This is a genomic window from Sandaracinus amylolyticus, assembly GCF_000737325.1.
Classification (GTDB): Bacteria; Myxococcota_A; Polyangia; order Polyangiales; family Sandaracinaceae; genus Sandaracinus; species Sandaracinus amylolyticus.
The window spans coordinates 2,532,133-2,547,019 of sequence record NZ_CP011125.1 but is presented as its reverse complement, the minus strand read 5'-3'; the positions used below and the strand labels follow the sequence as shown (position 1 = coordinate 2,547,019).

At 74.5% G+C, this 14,887-nt stretch carries 14 protein-coding genes and 1 pseudogene; 7 read left to right on the top strand and 8 right to left on the bottom strand.

Going from position 1 to position 14,887, the window contains the following annotated elements:
• Nucleotides 1-221 precede the first annotated feature (221 nt).
• Nucleotides 222-992, bottom strand: a complete 771-nt coding sequence (locus DB32_RS10675) for a hypothetical protein (RefSeq protein WP_157068937.1) — start codon at nucleotides 990-992, stop codon at nucleotides 222-224.
• 96 nt (nucleotides 993-1,088) lie between these two features.
• Between DB32_RS10675 and DB32_RS10670 the strand changes: the two genes are divergently transcribed.
• Complete coding sequence (locus DB32_RS10670; protein ID WP_053232317.1) at nucleotides 1,089-2,102, top strand: NADP-dependent oxidoreductase; 1,014 nt, start codon at nucleotides 1,089-1,091, stop codon at nucleotides 2,100-2,102.
• Nucleotides 2,103-2,208: 106 nt separating this feature from the next.
• On the top strand, nucleotides 2,209-2,376 hold the full coding sequence (locus DB32_RS46590) for a hypothetical protein (RefSeq protein WP_157068936.1): 168 nt from the start codon (nucleotides 2,209-2,211) through the stop codon (nucleotides 2,374-2,376).
• 7 nt (nucleotides 2,377-2,383) lie between these two features.
• On the opposite strand, the gene DB32_RS10665 is transcribed toward DB32_RS46590, so the two are convergent.
• On the bottom strand, nucleotides 2,384-3,394 hold the full coding sequence (locus DB32_RS10665; protein ID WP_053232316.1) for a hypothetical protein: 1,011 nt from the start codon (nucleotides 3,392-3,394) through the stop codon (nucleotides 2,384-2,386).
• An 80-nt stretch (nucleotides 3,395-3,474) separates the two neighbouring features.
• Between DB32_RS10665 and DB32_RS10660 the strand changes: the two genes are divergently transcribed.
• Complete coding sequence (locus DB32_RS10660; protein WP_053232315.1) at nucleotides 3,475-5,067, top strand: serine/threonine-protein kinase; 1,593 nt, start codon at nucleotides 3,475-3,477, stop codon at nucleotides 5,065-5,067.
• Between the two features lie 4 nt (nucleotides 5,068-5,071).
• Here the strand turns inward: DB32_RS10660 and DB32_RS10655 are convergent, their stop codons facing one another.
• A complete protein-coding gene (locus tag DB32_RS10655; protein ID WP_053238761.1) occupies nucleotides 5,072-5,824 on the bottom strand; it encodes an SDR family NAD(P)-dependent oxidoreductase in 753 nt (250 codons plus the stop codon).
• Between the two features lie 44 nt (nucleotides 5,825-5,868).
• On the bottom strand, nucleotides 5,869-7,194 hold the full coding sequence (locus DB32_RS10650; RefSeq protein ID WP_075097502.1) for a flavin monoamine oxidase family protein: 1,326 nt from the start codon (nucleotides 7,192-7,194) through the stop codon (nucleotides 5,869-5,871).
• A gap of 46 nt (nucleotides 7,195-7,240) precedes the next feature.
• Between DB32_RS10650 and DB32_RS10645 the strand changes: the two genes are divergently transcribed.
• Entirely contained in the window at nucleotides 7,241-8,392 is a 1,152-nt protein-coding gene (locus DB32_RS10645; protein WP_053232313.1) for a metallophosphoesterase, read from the top strand.
• A gap of 270 nt (nucleotides 8,393-8,662) precedes the next feature.
• Entirely contained in the window at nucleotides 8,663-9,520 is an 858-nt protein-coding gene (locus DB32_RS10640) for a YwqG family protein (protein ID WP_053232312.1), read from the top strand.
• A gap of 378 nt (nucleotides 9,521-9,898) precedes the next feature.
• On the opposite strand, the gene DB32_RS10635 is transcribed toward DB32_RS10640, so the two are convergent.
• Nucleotides 9,899-10,216: a hypothetical protein gene (locus DB32_RS10635; protein ID WP_053232311.1), complete on the bottom strand. Its 318-nt coding sequence runs from the start codon at nucleotides 10,214-10,216 to the stop codon at nucleotides 9,899-9,901.
• Between the two features lie 140 nt (nucleotides 10,217-10,356).
• On the opposite strand from DB32_RS10635, the gene DB32_RS10630 reads away from it, so the two are divergent.
• Nucleotides 10,357-11,019, top strand: coding sequence for a hypothetical protein (locus DB32_RS10630; RefSeq protein WP_157068935.1), 663 nt, complete (start codon nucleotides 10,357-10,359; stop codon nucleotides 11,017-11,019).
• 422 nt (nucleotides 11,020-11,441) lie between these two features.
• Here DB32_RS10630 and DB32_RS10625 read toward each other — a convergent pair whose 3' ends face one another.
• Nucleotides 11,442-12,350, bottom strand: a complete 909-nt coding sequence (locus DB32_RS10625; RefSeq protein WP_169791406.1) for an APC family permease — start codon at nucleotides 12,348-12,350, stop codon at nucleotides 11,442-11,444.
• Nucleotides 12,351-12,429: 79 nt separating this feature from the next.
• Nucleotides 12,430-12,798, bottom strand: a pseudogene (locus DB32_RS50235) (amino acid permease); the annotation flags it as partial.
• A 62-nt stretch (nucleotides 12,799-12,860) separates the two neighbouring features.
• On the opposite strand from DB32_RS50235, the gene DB32_RS10615 reads away from it, so the two are divergent.
• Nucleotides 12,861-13,349 (top strand): YfbM family protein, encoded by a 489-nt coding sequence (locus tag DB32_RS10615; protein ID WP_053232307.1) that lies wholly within the window; start codon nucleotides 12,861-12,863, stop codon nucleotides 13,347-13,349.
• On the opposite strand, the gene DB32_RS10610 is transcribed toward DB32_RS10615, so the two are convergent.
• A complete protein-coding gene (locus tag DB32_RS10610; RefSeq protein WP_075097877.1) occupies nucleotides 13,333-14,847 on the bottom strand; it encodes a sensor histidine kinase in 1,515 nt (504 codons plus the stop codon). The two genes, DB32_RS10615 and DB32_RS10610, sit on opposite strands and share 17 nt — an antisense overlap.
• Nucleotides 14,848-14,887 lie beyond the last annotated feature (40 nt).

Genomic DNA, 14,887 nt, shown 5'->3' with positions numbered 1-14,887 from the left:
CCCGTCAGAGCTGACGGATGCATCCACGCACCTCGAAGGAGCACCCGTCCGCCGTGGCGGGCGCCTCCATGCGACTCGAAGGTGCACCCGTCAGCTCTGACGGACGCCTCTTCGAGACTCGAAGAGGCACCCGTCAGCTCGGACGGATGCCTCTTCGAGCCCTCATCGCCGGCTGTTCCGCGCTTCCGGGCGGACCACTGCGCCACAATGGCGCAGTCGTCTCAGCTGGCGGGCGCGGGCGCGGGCGGGTCGGTGTCGTCGTCGTCCTCGTCGGGCTCGTCCGCGATCGCGGTCCCCCCGCGCGTCAGCTCGGGATAGAGGCTCTCGATGAACGACGCCGGGAACGTCGCGCGCAGGCGGGCGTCCATCTGCTCGAGCCCCTCGCGCAGGTCGAACACGCCGCGCTCGACCGCGCTCTTGAGCGGGCGGCGCTGCGGCTCGACCTCGCGCTCGACGTGATCGAGCAGGCCGCGGATGCGCGTCGCCGCGGTGTCGAGACGATCGGCGAGCGCGCTCACCGGAGGCAGCGCGCCCGCGCCCGGCACCGACGACGGCAGGCTGCGCAGCATCGACGCGCCGTCGGCCGCGAGCTTCGCGGTGCGCGCGTGACCGGCGCGCAGCACGCGCGAGAGCGAGAGATCCCCGAACAGCGTGCTCCAGCCGCCGGGAAGGAAGCGCGCGAGGGTGTCGCGGTGGGGGCGGAGCGTCGCGTCGACCGCGCGCTGCGCCTCGTCCGCGACGTAGTTCGCGACGCGGAGGCTCGCGCGCGACTCGACGTGCGCGCCCGAGAGCCAGCGCCCGTACGCGGCGGTCGCGGTCTCGAGCGTGGTGAGCGTCGCGCCGAGGCGCGCCGACTCGGCGTCGAGCGCCGCGCGCTGGGCGTCGCTCAGGAGATCGTCGTGCGCGATGTGCGCGCGGAGGGTCGCGTGGATCTCGCGCCCCCATCGCAAGTGCCGCTGCCCCGATGCCTGCCTGGAGAGTCGTGCTGTCATGGCTGCCCCTGCCTTTCGGGCGCGACGCTCGCAAACGGCGGCAGCCGAGGCAAGACCGCGGACGGGGTCGTGGCGCCGGCCCTATGCTCCGGCGCGATGACCACGACCCACCAGCGCATCCTCCTCGCGTCTCGCCCGAAGGCCGAGGCGTCGACCGCGAACTTCGAGCTCGTCGAGGCACCGCTCGACGAGCACCTCGACGAAGGACAGGTGCTGGTGAAGCACCACTTCCTCTCGCTCGATCCCTACATGCGCGGCCGCATGAGCGACGCGAAGAGCTACGCGGCGCCCCAGCCGCTCGGCGAGGTGATGGTCGGCGGCACCGCCGGCGAGGTGCTCGCGTCGCGCGATCGACGCTTCGCGGCGGGCGACCTCGTGGTCGGCATGGGCGGCTGGCAGACCCACGCGAAGGTGAGCGCGAGCACGCTGCGCAAGGTGGACACGTCGCGGGTGCCGCTCTCGGCGTACCTCGGCGCGGTGGGCATGCCCGGGGTGACCGCGTGGTACGGGCTCACGCAGATCATCGCGCCGAAGCCGGGCGCGACGGTCGTGGTGAGCGCGGCGAGCGGCGCGGTGGGGAGCGTCGTGGGGCAGCTCGCGAAGGCGCGCGGGTGCCGCGCGGTGGGCATCGCGGGCGGCCCGGAGAAGTGCGGCTACGTGCGCGACGAGCTCGGCTTCGACGCGTGCGTCGACTACAAGGAGCACCGCGACCTGCAGTCGCTCTCGCGCGCGATCGCCGAGGCGTGCCCCGACGGAGTCGACGGGCTCTTCGAGAACGTCGGCGGGATGGTGATGGACGCGGTGATGGTGCGGACGAGCCCGTTCGCGCGCGTCGCGGTGTGCGGGATGATCGCGGGCTACGACGGACAGCCGATCCCGATGGCGTTCCCCCAGCTCATCCTGACGAACCGGCTGCGCGTGGAGGGCTTCATCGTGAGCGAGCACCCGGAGCACTGGCCCGCCGCGCTGAAGGAGCTCGGCGAGCTCGTCGCGACCGGGAAGCTGAAGTACCGGGAGACGATCGCGAAGGGCCTGTCGTCGGCGCCCGAGGCGTTCCTCGGCATGCTGAAGGGCAAGAACTTCGGCAAGCAGCTCGTGGATCTGCGGTGACGACGTTCCGGGGCACGCTCACCACGGCCGACGATCCGCGGCCGCACGCGGTCACGATCACGATCGAGGCGGGCGTGCTCCGGGCGGTGCGCGACGAGGCGAGACGATGGAGCGGCCCGAGGACGCGATCGGGCTGGCGTGGCTCTCGAGCCACCCCGACACCGCGCAGCGCATCGCGCAGGTGCACGAGCTGGCGCGCGGCGAGACCGCGATGCGCGTCCCGCTCGAGCACGATCTCGCGGCGGTGCAGCGCGCGCTCTGCCTCGGTCGATGACGCGGCGTCAGTCGATGAACGACAGCGTGCGTGCGTGCGCGCGCCAGCGGTCGATCCACAGCGTCGACTCCGACGACGGCGAGCGGCCCATCACGACGTACGCGCCGTGCTCGTCGCGCAGCGTCCAGGTCCACACCGTCATCGGGGTGGCCTCGATCGTCGCGTCGATCGTCATCTCGAACACGCCGGGCGCGACCGGCCCGCCGCGCATCGTGCCCTCGCGGACCTGATCGAGATCGCTCGCGCCGACGAGCCCGCCCACGAAGCGCCCGAGCTCGAGATCGGTCCACGGGCTGCCGTCGGCGTGCTGCTCGTCGGCGTCCCAGGGCACGAAGAGCCACACCAGCGCGGGCTGGGTGCGCGGCGGGACCAGCGCCGATCCCACGAGCGCGTACTCGAGCGCGCCGCCGGTCGAGGTCTCGCGCAGGGCCATGCCCTCGGGCGGCACCAGCGCGACGCTCATCTGCGCGAGCGCGTCGTACGTCGCGGCGGGGTCGACGCGCGCGCTGGACACGATGGCGTCGACCGCGCGCACGTCCGCCGCGGGGCCGAGCACCGACACGAGCGCGCCCGTGCCGCCGATCTCGATGCGCCGCGCGCGCATCACCATGCCGTTCGCGTCGCACGACCACAGCGTCTCGCCCTGCGACGAGCGCGACTCGCGGCAGCCGAGCGACGAGGTGCGCAGCGCCTGGCTCACGTCGTCGAGGTACGTCCGGGTGGCGAGCCCGGGCGGCGCGGCGTCGATCGAGATCGCGAGGCCGCACTCGTGCACCACGAAGGGCTCGCCGCGCACCATGACGAGCTCGTCGACGCGCGGCAGGCGCAGCGACACGCGCGTCCCGGGCACCTCGATCACCTCGGCGAGCGCCATCGCGCGGTCGAGCTGGCAGCTGCCGTCGGGCGCCGCCGAGGGCCGGTTCGCAACGCCGGCGCGCGCGGGGGTGGTTGGCTGCGAGGGGGTCGTCGAGGCGCAGCCGGCGAGCGCGAGCGCGACGCAAGCGAGGGTGGGACGCATGGTGGCGCTGCCCTAGCGCGCTGCGGGCGCGCGTCGAGCGCCGGTGGCGACGTCGCGCACAGCGTAGACTCGGGCCGCGCATGTCCGCGGTCGGGCGAAGGATCGATCGGTACGTCATCGAGGCAGAGCTCGACGCGGGCGGCTTCGGGCAGGTCTTCCGTGCGCGCCACGGCGTGACCGGGCGCGCGGTCGCGCTGAAGCTGCTGCACCCGTCGCGCGAGGCGTCGCTCGACGTGGTGGAGCGCTTCCTGCGCGAGGCGCGGATCCTGTCCGCGATCAGCTCGCCGCACGTGGTCCAGGTGCTCGACGCGGGCATCAGCGACGACCGGAAGATCTTCCTCGCGATGGAGCTGCTCGAGGGCGAGTCGCTCGCGAAGCGCATCCAGCGCGCCGGGCCGCTTCCGATGCGCGACGCGATCACGGTCGCGCGCCAGATGCTCGCGGGGCTCTCGGCGGCGCACGCAGCGGGCGTGGTGCACCGCGATCTGAAGCCCGGCAACGTGTTCCTCGCGCGCGGGCACGACGGCAGCGAGACCGCGAAGGTGCTCGACTTCGGGATCAGCAAGTCGCGAGCGCGCGGTGACGAGAGCGTGATCACGATGACCGGCGCGGTGCTCGGCACGCCGCACTACATGGCGCCCGAGCAGCTGCACGGCGCGCGCGACGTCGACGGGCGCGCCGACCTCTACGCGCTCGCGGTCTGCCTCTACGAGATGCTCTCGGGGCGACTGCCGTACAGCGCGACCACGATCGACGGGCTGATCGCGCAGCGCCTCAGCGAGCCGCCCACCCCGCTCGCGACGCACGCGCCGCACCTGCCGAGGGCGCTGCTCACGATCATCGACCGCGGGCTCGCGCGCGACCCCGACGCGCGCTTCCGGACGCCCGCGGAGCTCGACGCAGCGCTCACCACGCTCGAGATGGCGGCGCTGCCGCCGACCACGCCCCCGGCGATGCTCGCGCCGAGCCCGGTGTCGACGCGGCCGATCCCGGGCGCGTCGCCCTACGCGTCGCACCGGCCCGCGCCGTCGATCGGCGCGTCCGCGGTGATGATGCCCTCGCCGATCAGCGCGTCGGGCGCGCGCTCGGTCGGGCCGGCGCCCTCGCACGCGATCGCGGCGCCCGCCGCGCCGGCGCGCAACGGGCTGCTGCTCGTGATGCTCGGCGGCGCGCTGGTGGTGATCGTGCTGCTCGTGCTCGCGCTCGCGGGGGTCACGGCGGCGTTCGTGTGGTCGCGCTCGAGCGCACCGGCGCCGGTGGTCGTGACACCGGCACCGACGCCGGCGCCGCCCGCGGCGGTCGATCCGATCCCGGAGGATCCCGCGCGGTGGAACGTGCCGACCGCGACGCCCACGCCGGCGCCGGTCGCGGGGGCGACGCGCGTGTGGGTCGACGACGTGCTCGGCGACGTCGACGGCGCCGCGCTCGATCGCCTCGCGGCGCGCGCGACGCCCGCGCTCGAGCGGTGCCGGAGCGGGCAGGCGCAGGACGTCGTCGTGCAGATCTTCGTGAACCGCGGCGGCGACATCCCGATCGCCCAGGCGCACCCGGTGCGGCCGCACGGGGACGGCTCGACCGCGCGCTGCGTCGCGCGCGCGCTGCGCGACGCCGGCCCGCTCGATCACGAAGACAGCGACGGCATCGTGACGTTCGCGGCGCACGTCGCGCCGTGAGCGCTCACTTCGCGCGGTGGATCTGGAACCCCGCGAACGACTGGCTCACCGGCATCACCTCGAGGCGGTTCACGTTGAGGTGCGGCGGCAGGTTCGCGACCCACCAGATCGTCTCGGCGACGTCCTCGCCGGTGATCGGGCTCGTGCCCGCGTAGAGCGCGTCGGACGCGGCCTGGTCGCCGCTCGTGCGCACCAGCGTGAACTCCGTCTCCGCGAGGCCGGGCTCGATCGTGGTCACGCGCACGCCGGTGCCGTGCAGGTCGGAGCGGAGCCCGAGCGAGAGCTGCGAGACGAACGCCTTCGTCCCGCCGTAGACGTTGCCGCCGACGTACGGATACGTCGCCGCGACCGAGCTGACGTTCACGATCACGCCGCGACGCTCGATCAGCCTCGGCAAGAGGATGTGGGTCAGCGTCGCGAGCGCGGTCACGTTCGTGTCGATCATCTGCTTCCACTGCGCGAGATCGGCGCGCTGCGCGGGCGCGGTCCCGAGCGCGAGGCCGGCGTTGTTCACGAGCACGTCGACGTCGCGGAACCCGTCGGGCAGCGCGGCGATCGCGGCGCGCATCGCGCCCTCGTCGCGCACGTCGAACGCGCACGGGTGGACCCGCGACCCGCCGAGCGCGGCGACCAGCGCGTCGAGCCGCTCCGCGCGCCGTCCGCACGCGACGGCCCGCCAGCCCGCGCCCACGAAGCGCTCCACCGTCGCGCGCCCGAAGCCCGAGGTCGCGCCCGTCACCAGCACCGTCTTCGTCATGCGCGCAGTGTGATCCGCGCGGCGCGGGCGACGAGCGCTTTCGATCACGGCGCGCGCGGCGCCACCTCGACCGAGGCGCCGAGCGCGCGCAGCAGCTCGCCCGCCGCGCGCCGACCGCTCGCGATCGCGCCCTCGACCGTGCCGATCGACCCGCCCGCGACGTGCTCGCCCGCGACCACGATCGTTCCGTCGATCACGCCGCCCATCGCGTCCGCCGCGTCGATTCCGCCGGCGCGCACGAACGAGTACGCGCCCAGCGCGAAGGGATCGCCCGACCAGTCGTGCGCCCATACCCGCTCGACCAGCGCGCGCGCATCGCGCGCCGTCGTGCCGAGCATCCGCTGAAGCGCGACGATCGCGCGCGCCTCGAGCACGTCGAGCCCGCCCGCGAGGAGCGCCCGCGCCGCGGGCCCGCCGCGCCAGCCCACCACGAGCGGCGCGTCGAGCGGGTGCGGGGTCCACCACACCGGCAGCGCGTCGTCGTCGGTGAAGACGAACGTCGCGTCGGGATGCTGCACGAGCTCGCCGATCGGTCGCCGCAGCGCGAGCGTGACCCTCACCGCGTGCCCCGGCTCGATCGCGTCGAGCCCGCGTCTGACGCGCGGAGGCTCGGGATCGATCACCAGCGCGCGCGCTCGGAGCACGCCGATCGGCACCGCGATCACCGCGGCGCGCGCGCCGATCGGCGGGCCTCCGTCGAGCGCGACGCCGACCCGTCCGCGCGACCACGACACGCAGCGCACCTGCGCGCCGAGGCGCAGCGCGTCGCGACCGAGCGACGCGGCGAGCGTACGGACGATCGTGTCGTAGCCCGTCGCGGTGCGGGCCGGTGTCCCGCGCCCCTCGACCGCCTCGGCGCGCGCGATCGCGCGCTCGCTCGCGGTCGCGAGATCCGCGGCGTGGAAGCTCTCGACGTAGCGCCGCGCCTCGACGCGCGCGTCCTCGTCGACCTCGGCGCGATCGATGCCCTCGCCCACCGGCCCGTCGGGCACGCGCCGCGCATCGAGCGACGACATCACCCGCTGCACGCGACGCCAGTACGACGAGCCATCGGTGACGTGTCCGTCGTGCGCCCGGAGCGCTTGGCCGCGCACGTCGACGATCTCGGCGCCCGCACGTGCCGCGAGCGCGCGCGTCCCTGGCGCCTCGCCGTGCACCCACTCCGCGCCGAGCTCGATCGGCGCGCGCAGCGAGGGCTCGTGGTGCGTCCAGATGCGTCCACCGATCCGATCGCGCGCCTCGAGCACCAGGACGTGGCACCCCGCCTCGCGCAGCGTCTCGGCCGCTGCGAGGCCCGCCGCGCCTGCACCGATCACCACCACTTGGGCCGAGGTCACGGGTGGGACGCTCGCAAGCGCCGCGCCCGTCACGTTTCTTCACGTGCGACCGCGCCGAATCGCCCCAGACACTGGCGCGATGCGGATCTCACCGCGGCGGTTGATCGTGTTCCTCGGGGTCGTCGGCAGCGTGAGCGCGCTGCTCCACGGCTACGCGTGGCTGCGCCTGTTCCGCGATCCCGCGTGGGGCGCGCCGTGGGAGCTGCTCGGCGGCGTCGCGCTCGCGGTGCTCGGCGTGCTCGTGCCCGCCGCGATCCTCTCGGCGCGCACCGTGCGCCCGTCGATCGCGACCCCGCTCGCGTGGCTCGGGTACTCGTGGCTCGGCACGATCTTCTATCTCGACGTGCTGCTGCTCCCGATCGATCTCGCCCGCGTGCTGCTCGCGGCGGTCGATCCCGACGGCGCGCCGTTCCTCGGCGCACGCTGGGTCGCGGCGACCGCGACGGTCGGCGCGCTCTCGCTCGTCGCCGCGGGCATCGCGCGGGTGCGCCGCGGTCCCGTGCTGCGCGAGGTCGACGTGCCGATCGAGGGGCTTCCGGCAGCGCTCGAGGGGTTCCGCATCGTGCAGCTCAGCGACGTGCACGTCGGGCCCACGATCGATCGCGCGTTCGTCGAGCGCCTCGTCGCGCGCACCAACGCGCTCGCGCCGGACGTGATCGCGATCACCGGCGACCTCGTCGACGGCTCGGTCGCGGCGCTCGCGCGCGGGGTCGCGCCGCTCTCCGAGCTGCGCGCGCGCCACGGCGTGTTCTTCGTCACCGGCAACCACGAGTACTTCTCCGGCGCCGACGCGTGGGCGCGCCACGTCGCGACGCTCGGCGCGCGCGTGCTGCGCAACGAGCACGACGTGATCGATCACGACGGCGCCGCGCTGGTGGTCGCGGGGATCGACGACGTGATCGCGCCGCACTTCGGGGATCGCTCCGACGTGGAGCTCGCCCTCGAGGGCGCGCCCGAGGGCGTGCCGGTCGTGCTGCTCGCGCACCAGCCGCGGAGCATCGACGCCGCGGCGCGCGCCGGGGTCGCGCTGCAGCTCTCGGGACACACGCACGGCGGTCAGATGCAGCCGTTCGGGCTGCTCGTGAAGCTCGAGCAGCCGTTCCTCTCGGGCCTGCATCGCGTCGCGCGCACGTGGCTGTGGGTCAGCGAGGGCACCGGATATTGGGGCCCGCCCCTGCGCGTGGGCTCGCGATCGGAGATCAGCGTCGTGCGGCTCGTCGCCGCGCGCTGAGAGACCGCCTCCGCGGCCGAGCACTCCACCTGGCGATCATCGGCTCGGCCACGCCGCGCCCTTCCGTCCGCGTGCTCCGCACGCTCCCGTGCGGGCGCGCCGCAGCCGAGCACTCCACCTGGCGATCATCGGCTCGGCCACGCCGCGCCCTTCCGTCCGCGTGCTCCGCACGCTCCCGTGCGGGCGCGCCGCGGCCGAGCACTCCCGCTGGTCCGAGCGTTCGATCTCGATTGCGCCTTCGCACCGGCCCGCACCATCCTGTCCGTCCTCATGCGGCTCGAGCTCCCCGCCGAGATCGAAGCGGTCCGCGAACGCATCGAAGCCTCGATCGCCCCCTGCCTCTTCTTGAGCCCCGCCGAGGACGGCGAGCTCACACGCACCCGGCTCGGCGGTGCGCCGCTGCTCCCGCCGGGCGTCGCGTGGCCGCGCTCGGATCGCGGGCCGCTGAGCTTCGTGGGCCAGCTCGACTTCCGCGAGCTGCAGCACGCCGCGCAGAAGTGCGCGGCGGTGCGCGAGCTCGACGTCGCGCTGCCGACCGACGGCGTGCTCTCGCTCTTCTACGACGTCGAGGAGCAGCCCTGGGGCTACGACCCCGCGCACGCGTCGGGCTTCGCGCTCGTCTACGCGCCCGATCCGGCGCGCGCCGTCGACGTCGAGCCGCCCGAGGGCGCGATCCCGTTCGACGAGGAGCCCCTGGTCGCAGGCGCAGGGCTCACGCTGCCGTGGCCCGACGATCGCGCGTACGCGTCGCTCGAGATCACCGGCGAGGCGGCGGAGCGCACGTACCGCGACTACGTCGAGCGCTTCTCGCTCGCGCAGGGTCGCGGCATCCCGGCGCTGCGCCAGCAGGTCGGCGGTCACGCGCAGTGGCTTCAGCGCGACGGGCGCATCACCGCGGAGCTCGCGTCGAGCGGCGTGCACGCGGGCGGCGATCCGCGCACGTGGCGCAGCGCGGATCTCCGGCGCGCCGAGTCCGAGGCGCAGAGCTGGCGACTCCTGTGGCAGCTGAAGCCCGAGGACGACCGCTTCACGTGGGTCGATCTCGGGACGCTCTACGTGCTGATCCGCGACGAGGACCTGCGCGCGCAGCGCTTCGAGCGCGCGTGGGTGGTCTTCCAGAGCGGGTAGTCGACGCGCGGCGCGGCGCGATCTTCGTCGGGAAGGCTCCGGTGGACGGCGGGAGGGGGCGGGTCCGGCGGCCGAGGTGCTCCGGGCTGCTGTTCGATCGTGGTTCGGTGGTTGGGAGGCGGCGGGCGCGTCGCGACACGCGCTCTGCGCGTCGTCGCGACGACTGCGATCAGTCTGTGGTCGGCCTCGGCGGCCCCCGTCGCACGAGGCCGCCGGACCCGCCCCCTCCCGCCCGGCACGGCGGTTCTGCCGTCTCGATCGACCGGGTGAGGAATGGCTCGCGCCCGGTCCGCGCTTCGCCGCGGCCCCGACGCTCGCGTGTCGGGCTCTGCTGCGCATTCGCGTCGACCGGGCAGGCCGGCTGCCTGCACGAGCTCGTCACGCCCGAGTTCCTGATCGGAGCTCCTCTTGATCCCGCTCGTGAATGGCCTCGATCTCCTCGGGCGTCAGGAACCGCGCGCGGAGCTCTTCGACCGACGGCGCTCCCGGGCGCTCGAAGAAGATCTGGCCGAGCCGTGCGATCCAGGCGTCCAACTCCGGGTCCGAGTAGCGGAACTCGTCGAAGGAGAAGCACATCCACTCGTGGAAATGGCGAGCGGCATACTCCTCGGGCGTCTGCTCACGATAGGGAAACAGCTCCCGTGCTTGCTCCTCGCGACCCGCGTGGGCCAGGGGCCGAGCCGAGTCCTCACTCATCCGTGGAGACGTAGCAGCCCGTCCTTCCGACGGCTGCGAGTCCAACGCCTTCGCCCGGTCTCGTGGAGCCCGAGCCCGCAGCCGGCCCCGACCCGCATCCCGGACCCGTGCGCTACGCTGCGCGGCGGGAGGGCAACGACATGCCGCGCAAGCTGGGGTCCGACGAATCGCTCGACTCGCTCGAGGACGAGATCCTCTTCACCCGTGCCGCGCTCGAAGCGGACGAGGACGCCGCCGATCTGCTCACACGGAGCGACGATTGGCTCTCGCTCGTCGACGCCGCGCGCGCCCGCGATCGCTCGGCGCGCATCGCCGAGGCGAGCGCCAGCGCGCTGCGCGCCGTCGCGAACGGGCGCCTCGACGACGCGTGCGCCGACTTCGGCCGTCGGCTCGCGCTCGAAGCGCCGCGGTCCTCGGCGCGCTGGACGCGCTTCTTCGACACCGCGCCGAGCGCGTGGGTCGCGCGCGCGCTCTCGCGGCAGGTCGCGAGCGTGAAGGCGTGGCTCACGATCTCCGGCGACGCGCTCCTCGACGCGCATCGCGCGCCGCTCGCGCGCTGGTCCGACGCCGCGCAGGCGGCGCTCGATCGCACCGCCGCCAGCGCGCAGGTCCGCGGCGCGGCGCGGGTCGGCCGCGAGGAGCTCGCGCTGGACCTCACGCGCGAGCGCGACGGGCTGCACGCCGCGCTCGTGGCACGCGCTGCCGAGCGAGGGCTGCCGCGCGACTGGCCTGCGCGCTTCTTCCGCATCGAGGATCGCCGCCGTCGCCGGGCCGACGAGGATCCGGCGCCCGCGCCGGCGTGAGGCTCGCGCGTCGCGCGCACGGCTCGCGCCGTCGCGGAGCGCCACGTGAGGCTCGTGCAGCGCTCCGCGCACGTGCGAGGAGCGCCGCTCGACCCTCGGGTGGCGCTCCGCGCACGTCCGAGGAGCGCCGGTCGAGCCTCGCGTGGCGCGCCGCGCACGTCCGGGGAGCCCCGGTCGAGCCTCGTGTGGCGCGCCCCGCACGTCCGGGGAGCGCCGGTCGAGCCTCGGGTGGCGCTCCGCGCACGTCCGAGGAGCCCCGGTCGAGCCTCGTGTGGCGCTCCGCGGCGTCGGCGCCCACGGCGCGCCCCCACCGCGAGCGGCCCGCTCGACGAGACCCAACCGAAACAGCTGCGAGCGCGCGCCAGCGCGCCCTTGCGCGAGCGTGCACACCGAAGCCGCACGGTGAAGAGGCGGAACCGCGATCAGCCCGCCGGGCGACCGGCGCGCAGCCACACGAACGAGACCGGCACGCCCGCGGCGATCACCACGGCGGCGATGACGCTCGAGCCGTCGAGCCCCGTCGCGGCGCCGGCCATCACGCACGCTGCGCCGACCAGGAACACGATCGCGGGCAGCGGGTGGAGCGGGACGCGGAACGGGCGCGGCAGGTCCGGCTCCTTCGCGCGCATCCGGAAGAGGCCGAGCACCGCCAGCGCGTAGAACGGGAAGTAGCCGACGACGAACGCGTTCGTCAGCTGCTCGAACGAGCGCGAGCTCACGTAGGCCGCGCCGAGGATCGCGCCGACCACGATCGCGTTCGCGGGGACGCCGGTGCGCGCCCACACGCGACCGAGCCACTCGACGAACACGCCGTCGGTCGCCATCGGGACGAAGGTGCGCGAGTTGGTGAGCAGCGACGCCATGCACCCGCCGACGCACGAGACGAGCACGAGCGACGCGAGCAGCGCGCGCCCGGCGGCGCCCAGCGTGAGCGTCGCGAGGTGCGCCGCGGCCATGCCGCTGCCGTCGGTCGACCGTCGCAGACCTTCGACGCCGAGCACGCGCGCATAGCCGAGGTTCGCGAGCAGGTACGCGACGCCCACCGCGAGCGTCCCGAGGACGAGCGCCCGCGGGAGCGTGCGCGACGGGTCGCGGGTCTCGCCGGCGAGGCTCGAGAGATCGGCCCACCCGTCGTAGGCCCACATCGCGGCGACGAGCGCGGCGAACACGCCCGCGGCGGTCGGCGCGGACGCGAACGCGGGCGGGTCGGCGGGCACCGGCACCTCGGCGCCCGCGACCAGCGGCGCGAGCAGACCGAGCACCGCCAGCAGCAGCACGCCCGCGTACTTCACGGTCGTGATCAGCGCCTGCTGCACCGCGGACGCGCGCACGCCGAGCACGTTCGCGGCCGGCCGCGCACGCGGCGATGACGATCATCGCGACGACCGCGTCGCGCGCACGGTCCTGCTCCCACCCTGCGAGCGCGGCGATCGACTCCGCCGCGAGGAGCGCGAAGCTGCCGACCGCGCTCGGCAGGAGCAGCGTCATCTTCGCCCAGCCGTAGAGGAACGCGAGGCGCGGGCCCCACGCGCGCCGCAGGTACTCGTAGATGCCGCCGGTGCGCGGCATCGACGCCGAGAGCTCGGCGAAGCAGAGCGCGCCCGCGAGCGCGACCGCCGCGCCGAGCGCCCACACGAGCAGCGCGGCCTCGATCGAGCCCGCCTGCTGCACGACCTCCGCGGGCTTCCTGAAGATGCCGGTGCCGATCGTGGCGTTGATCACGATCGCGGCCGCGGCGAGCGTGCCGATCTCGCGGCGGAGGGAGGACTCACCAGCCATTCCGAGCGCAGCCTATCGCGAGCGAGCAGCGTCGTGATCGCGATCGAGTAGGATGCGCGCCCATGAGCGGACGCGGCGTGCTCTTCGCGGTCGACGACGACACCCTCGCGCGCCTGGGCGACGCGAGCTCGGACGCCGAGGTGCGCGCCATCGTGAGCGAGCTCGAGGAGCGCTGGGATCCAGCGACGACGTGCGAGCTCGACAAGGCGTGGGACGCAATCCACCGCGCGCTCACCGACGGTCGTCTCTCGTTCGGCAACGGCGCGCCGCCGCTCTCGTGGACGATCCTCGGAGGCCGCCGCCTGCACGACGGCGACGAGCTCATCGTGACGGTGAAGGCGCCCGATCAGGTGCAGCGCATCGCGCGGGCGCTCGGGGGCTGGGATCGCGCGAAGCTGCGCGCCGCGTACTACCGGATCCCGAAGCAGGACTACGGCGATCTCGACGAAGAAGATCTCGAGTACGTGTGGGCGTACTTCTCGAAGATGCTGGAGCTCTGGAAAGACGCCGCGCGCGAAGAGCGCGGCGTCGTGTTCAGCGTGGAGCCGTGACGACGCGCGGCAGCGCGAGCTCGACGCTCGTGCCGATGCCTTCCTCGCTCTCGATGCGCGCGCGACCGCCGTGCGCCTGGGCCACGCGCGCGACGTACGCGAGACCGAGCCCCGAGCCGGTCGCCTTGGTCGTGTAGAAGTCGTCGAACGCGCGCTCGCGGGTGCGCGCGTCCATGCCCGGTCCGTCGTCCTCGACGCGCAGCACGATCTCGCGCTCGCCGCCCTCGACGACGATCGTCACGCGCCCGCGCTCTCGTCCTGCGGCGACCAGCGCCTCGCGCGCGTTGCGCACGAGGTTCTCGAGCGCGGCGCGCAGGAGGTCCTGATCGGCCTGGGTCACGCCGACCTCGCCGCGCACGTCGCACGCGACCTCGATGCCCTCCCCGCGCGCGGCGGCGCGCTGCGCGGTCGCGATCTCCTGCGCGAGACGCTCGAGCGCGACCGGCGCGAGCACCGCCTCGACGCGCCCGAGCCGCTGGTACTCGTCGACCACGCGCCCGAGGCGCTCGGCCTGCTCGAGGATCAGCGAGACGAACGCGTCCTGCTCGTCGATCGAGCGGCCCTGCCGCCGCTCTTCCGCGAGGAACTGCGCGGCGCCCTTGATCGCGGCGAGCGGGTTCTTGAGGTCGTGCGCCATCTGGGCGGAGAGGCGGCCCATCGTCGCGAGGTGACGCGTCCGCTCGCGCTCCTCGGTCAGCGTGGAGACCAGCGGGCGCAGCGCGGCGAGCAGCGCGAGCGTGACCGCGACGGCGCCGAGCACCATCAGCGTCGTCTGATCGCCGAGCCACTCGAGCACGATGAGGTGCCCGAGGATCGCCAGGCCCGCGAGCGCGATCGCGTTGACGATCGCGAGGCCCGTGATGCGCTCGATGACGCGCGCGCGCAGCGCGAGCGCGCCGAGCAGGAGCACGCCGATCAGGAGCCCGACGGCGGCGACGCGCGGCGCGACGGCGCCCGCGATCGCCGCGAGGTCCGAGGTGACGCCGCCGACGCCGAGCACGAACGCGACCGCGAAGAGCTGGGTGCGCGCGCGCTCCTCGGGGCCGGCGCGCCGCGCGTGCTGCGCGAGCAGGAACGGCACCACGCCGAAGGTCGGCAGCATCCCGCCGAGCATCGCGAGCGCCCACGCGTCGCTCCCTGCGAACCACGCGAGCGAGGGCACGACGATGGCGGAGACGCAGACGAGCGCGAGGCCGACGAAGTACGTGGTCGCGACGACGAGCGGGACGCGGAGGGCGCGCCGCTTCCCGACGAACGCCGCGACGAGATAGAGCGTCGGAGGCGCGACCAGCGCGGCCGCGCCGGCGTCGAGGAAGTCCCAGACGGGATCGTCGGTGAAGTTCCGCGCGACCTCGAGGACGTCGTAGACGAAGAGCGTGATGCACAGGAACGCGAGCGGCGGCGCGAGCGGGCTGCGCGCGCCGCGCACGAGGCACAGCACGCCCAGCGCGAGGAAGAGCGCGCCCGCCGCGCTGCTGACCCATTGCTCGAGCCCCATCGCGCGCATCATCGCGCGATGCGCGGGCGGCGACGAGGAG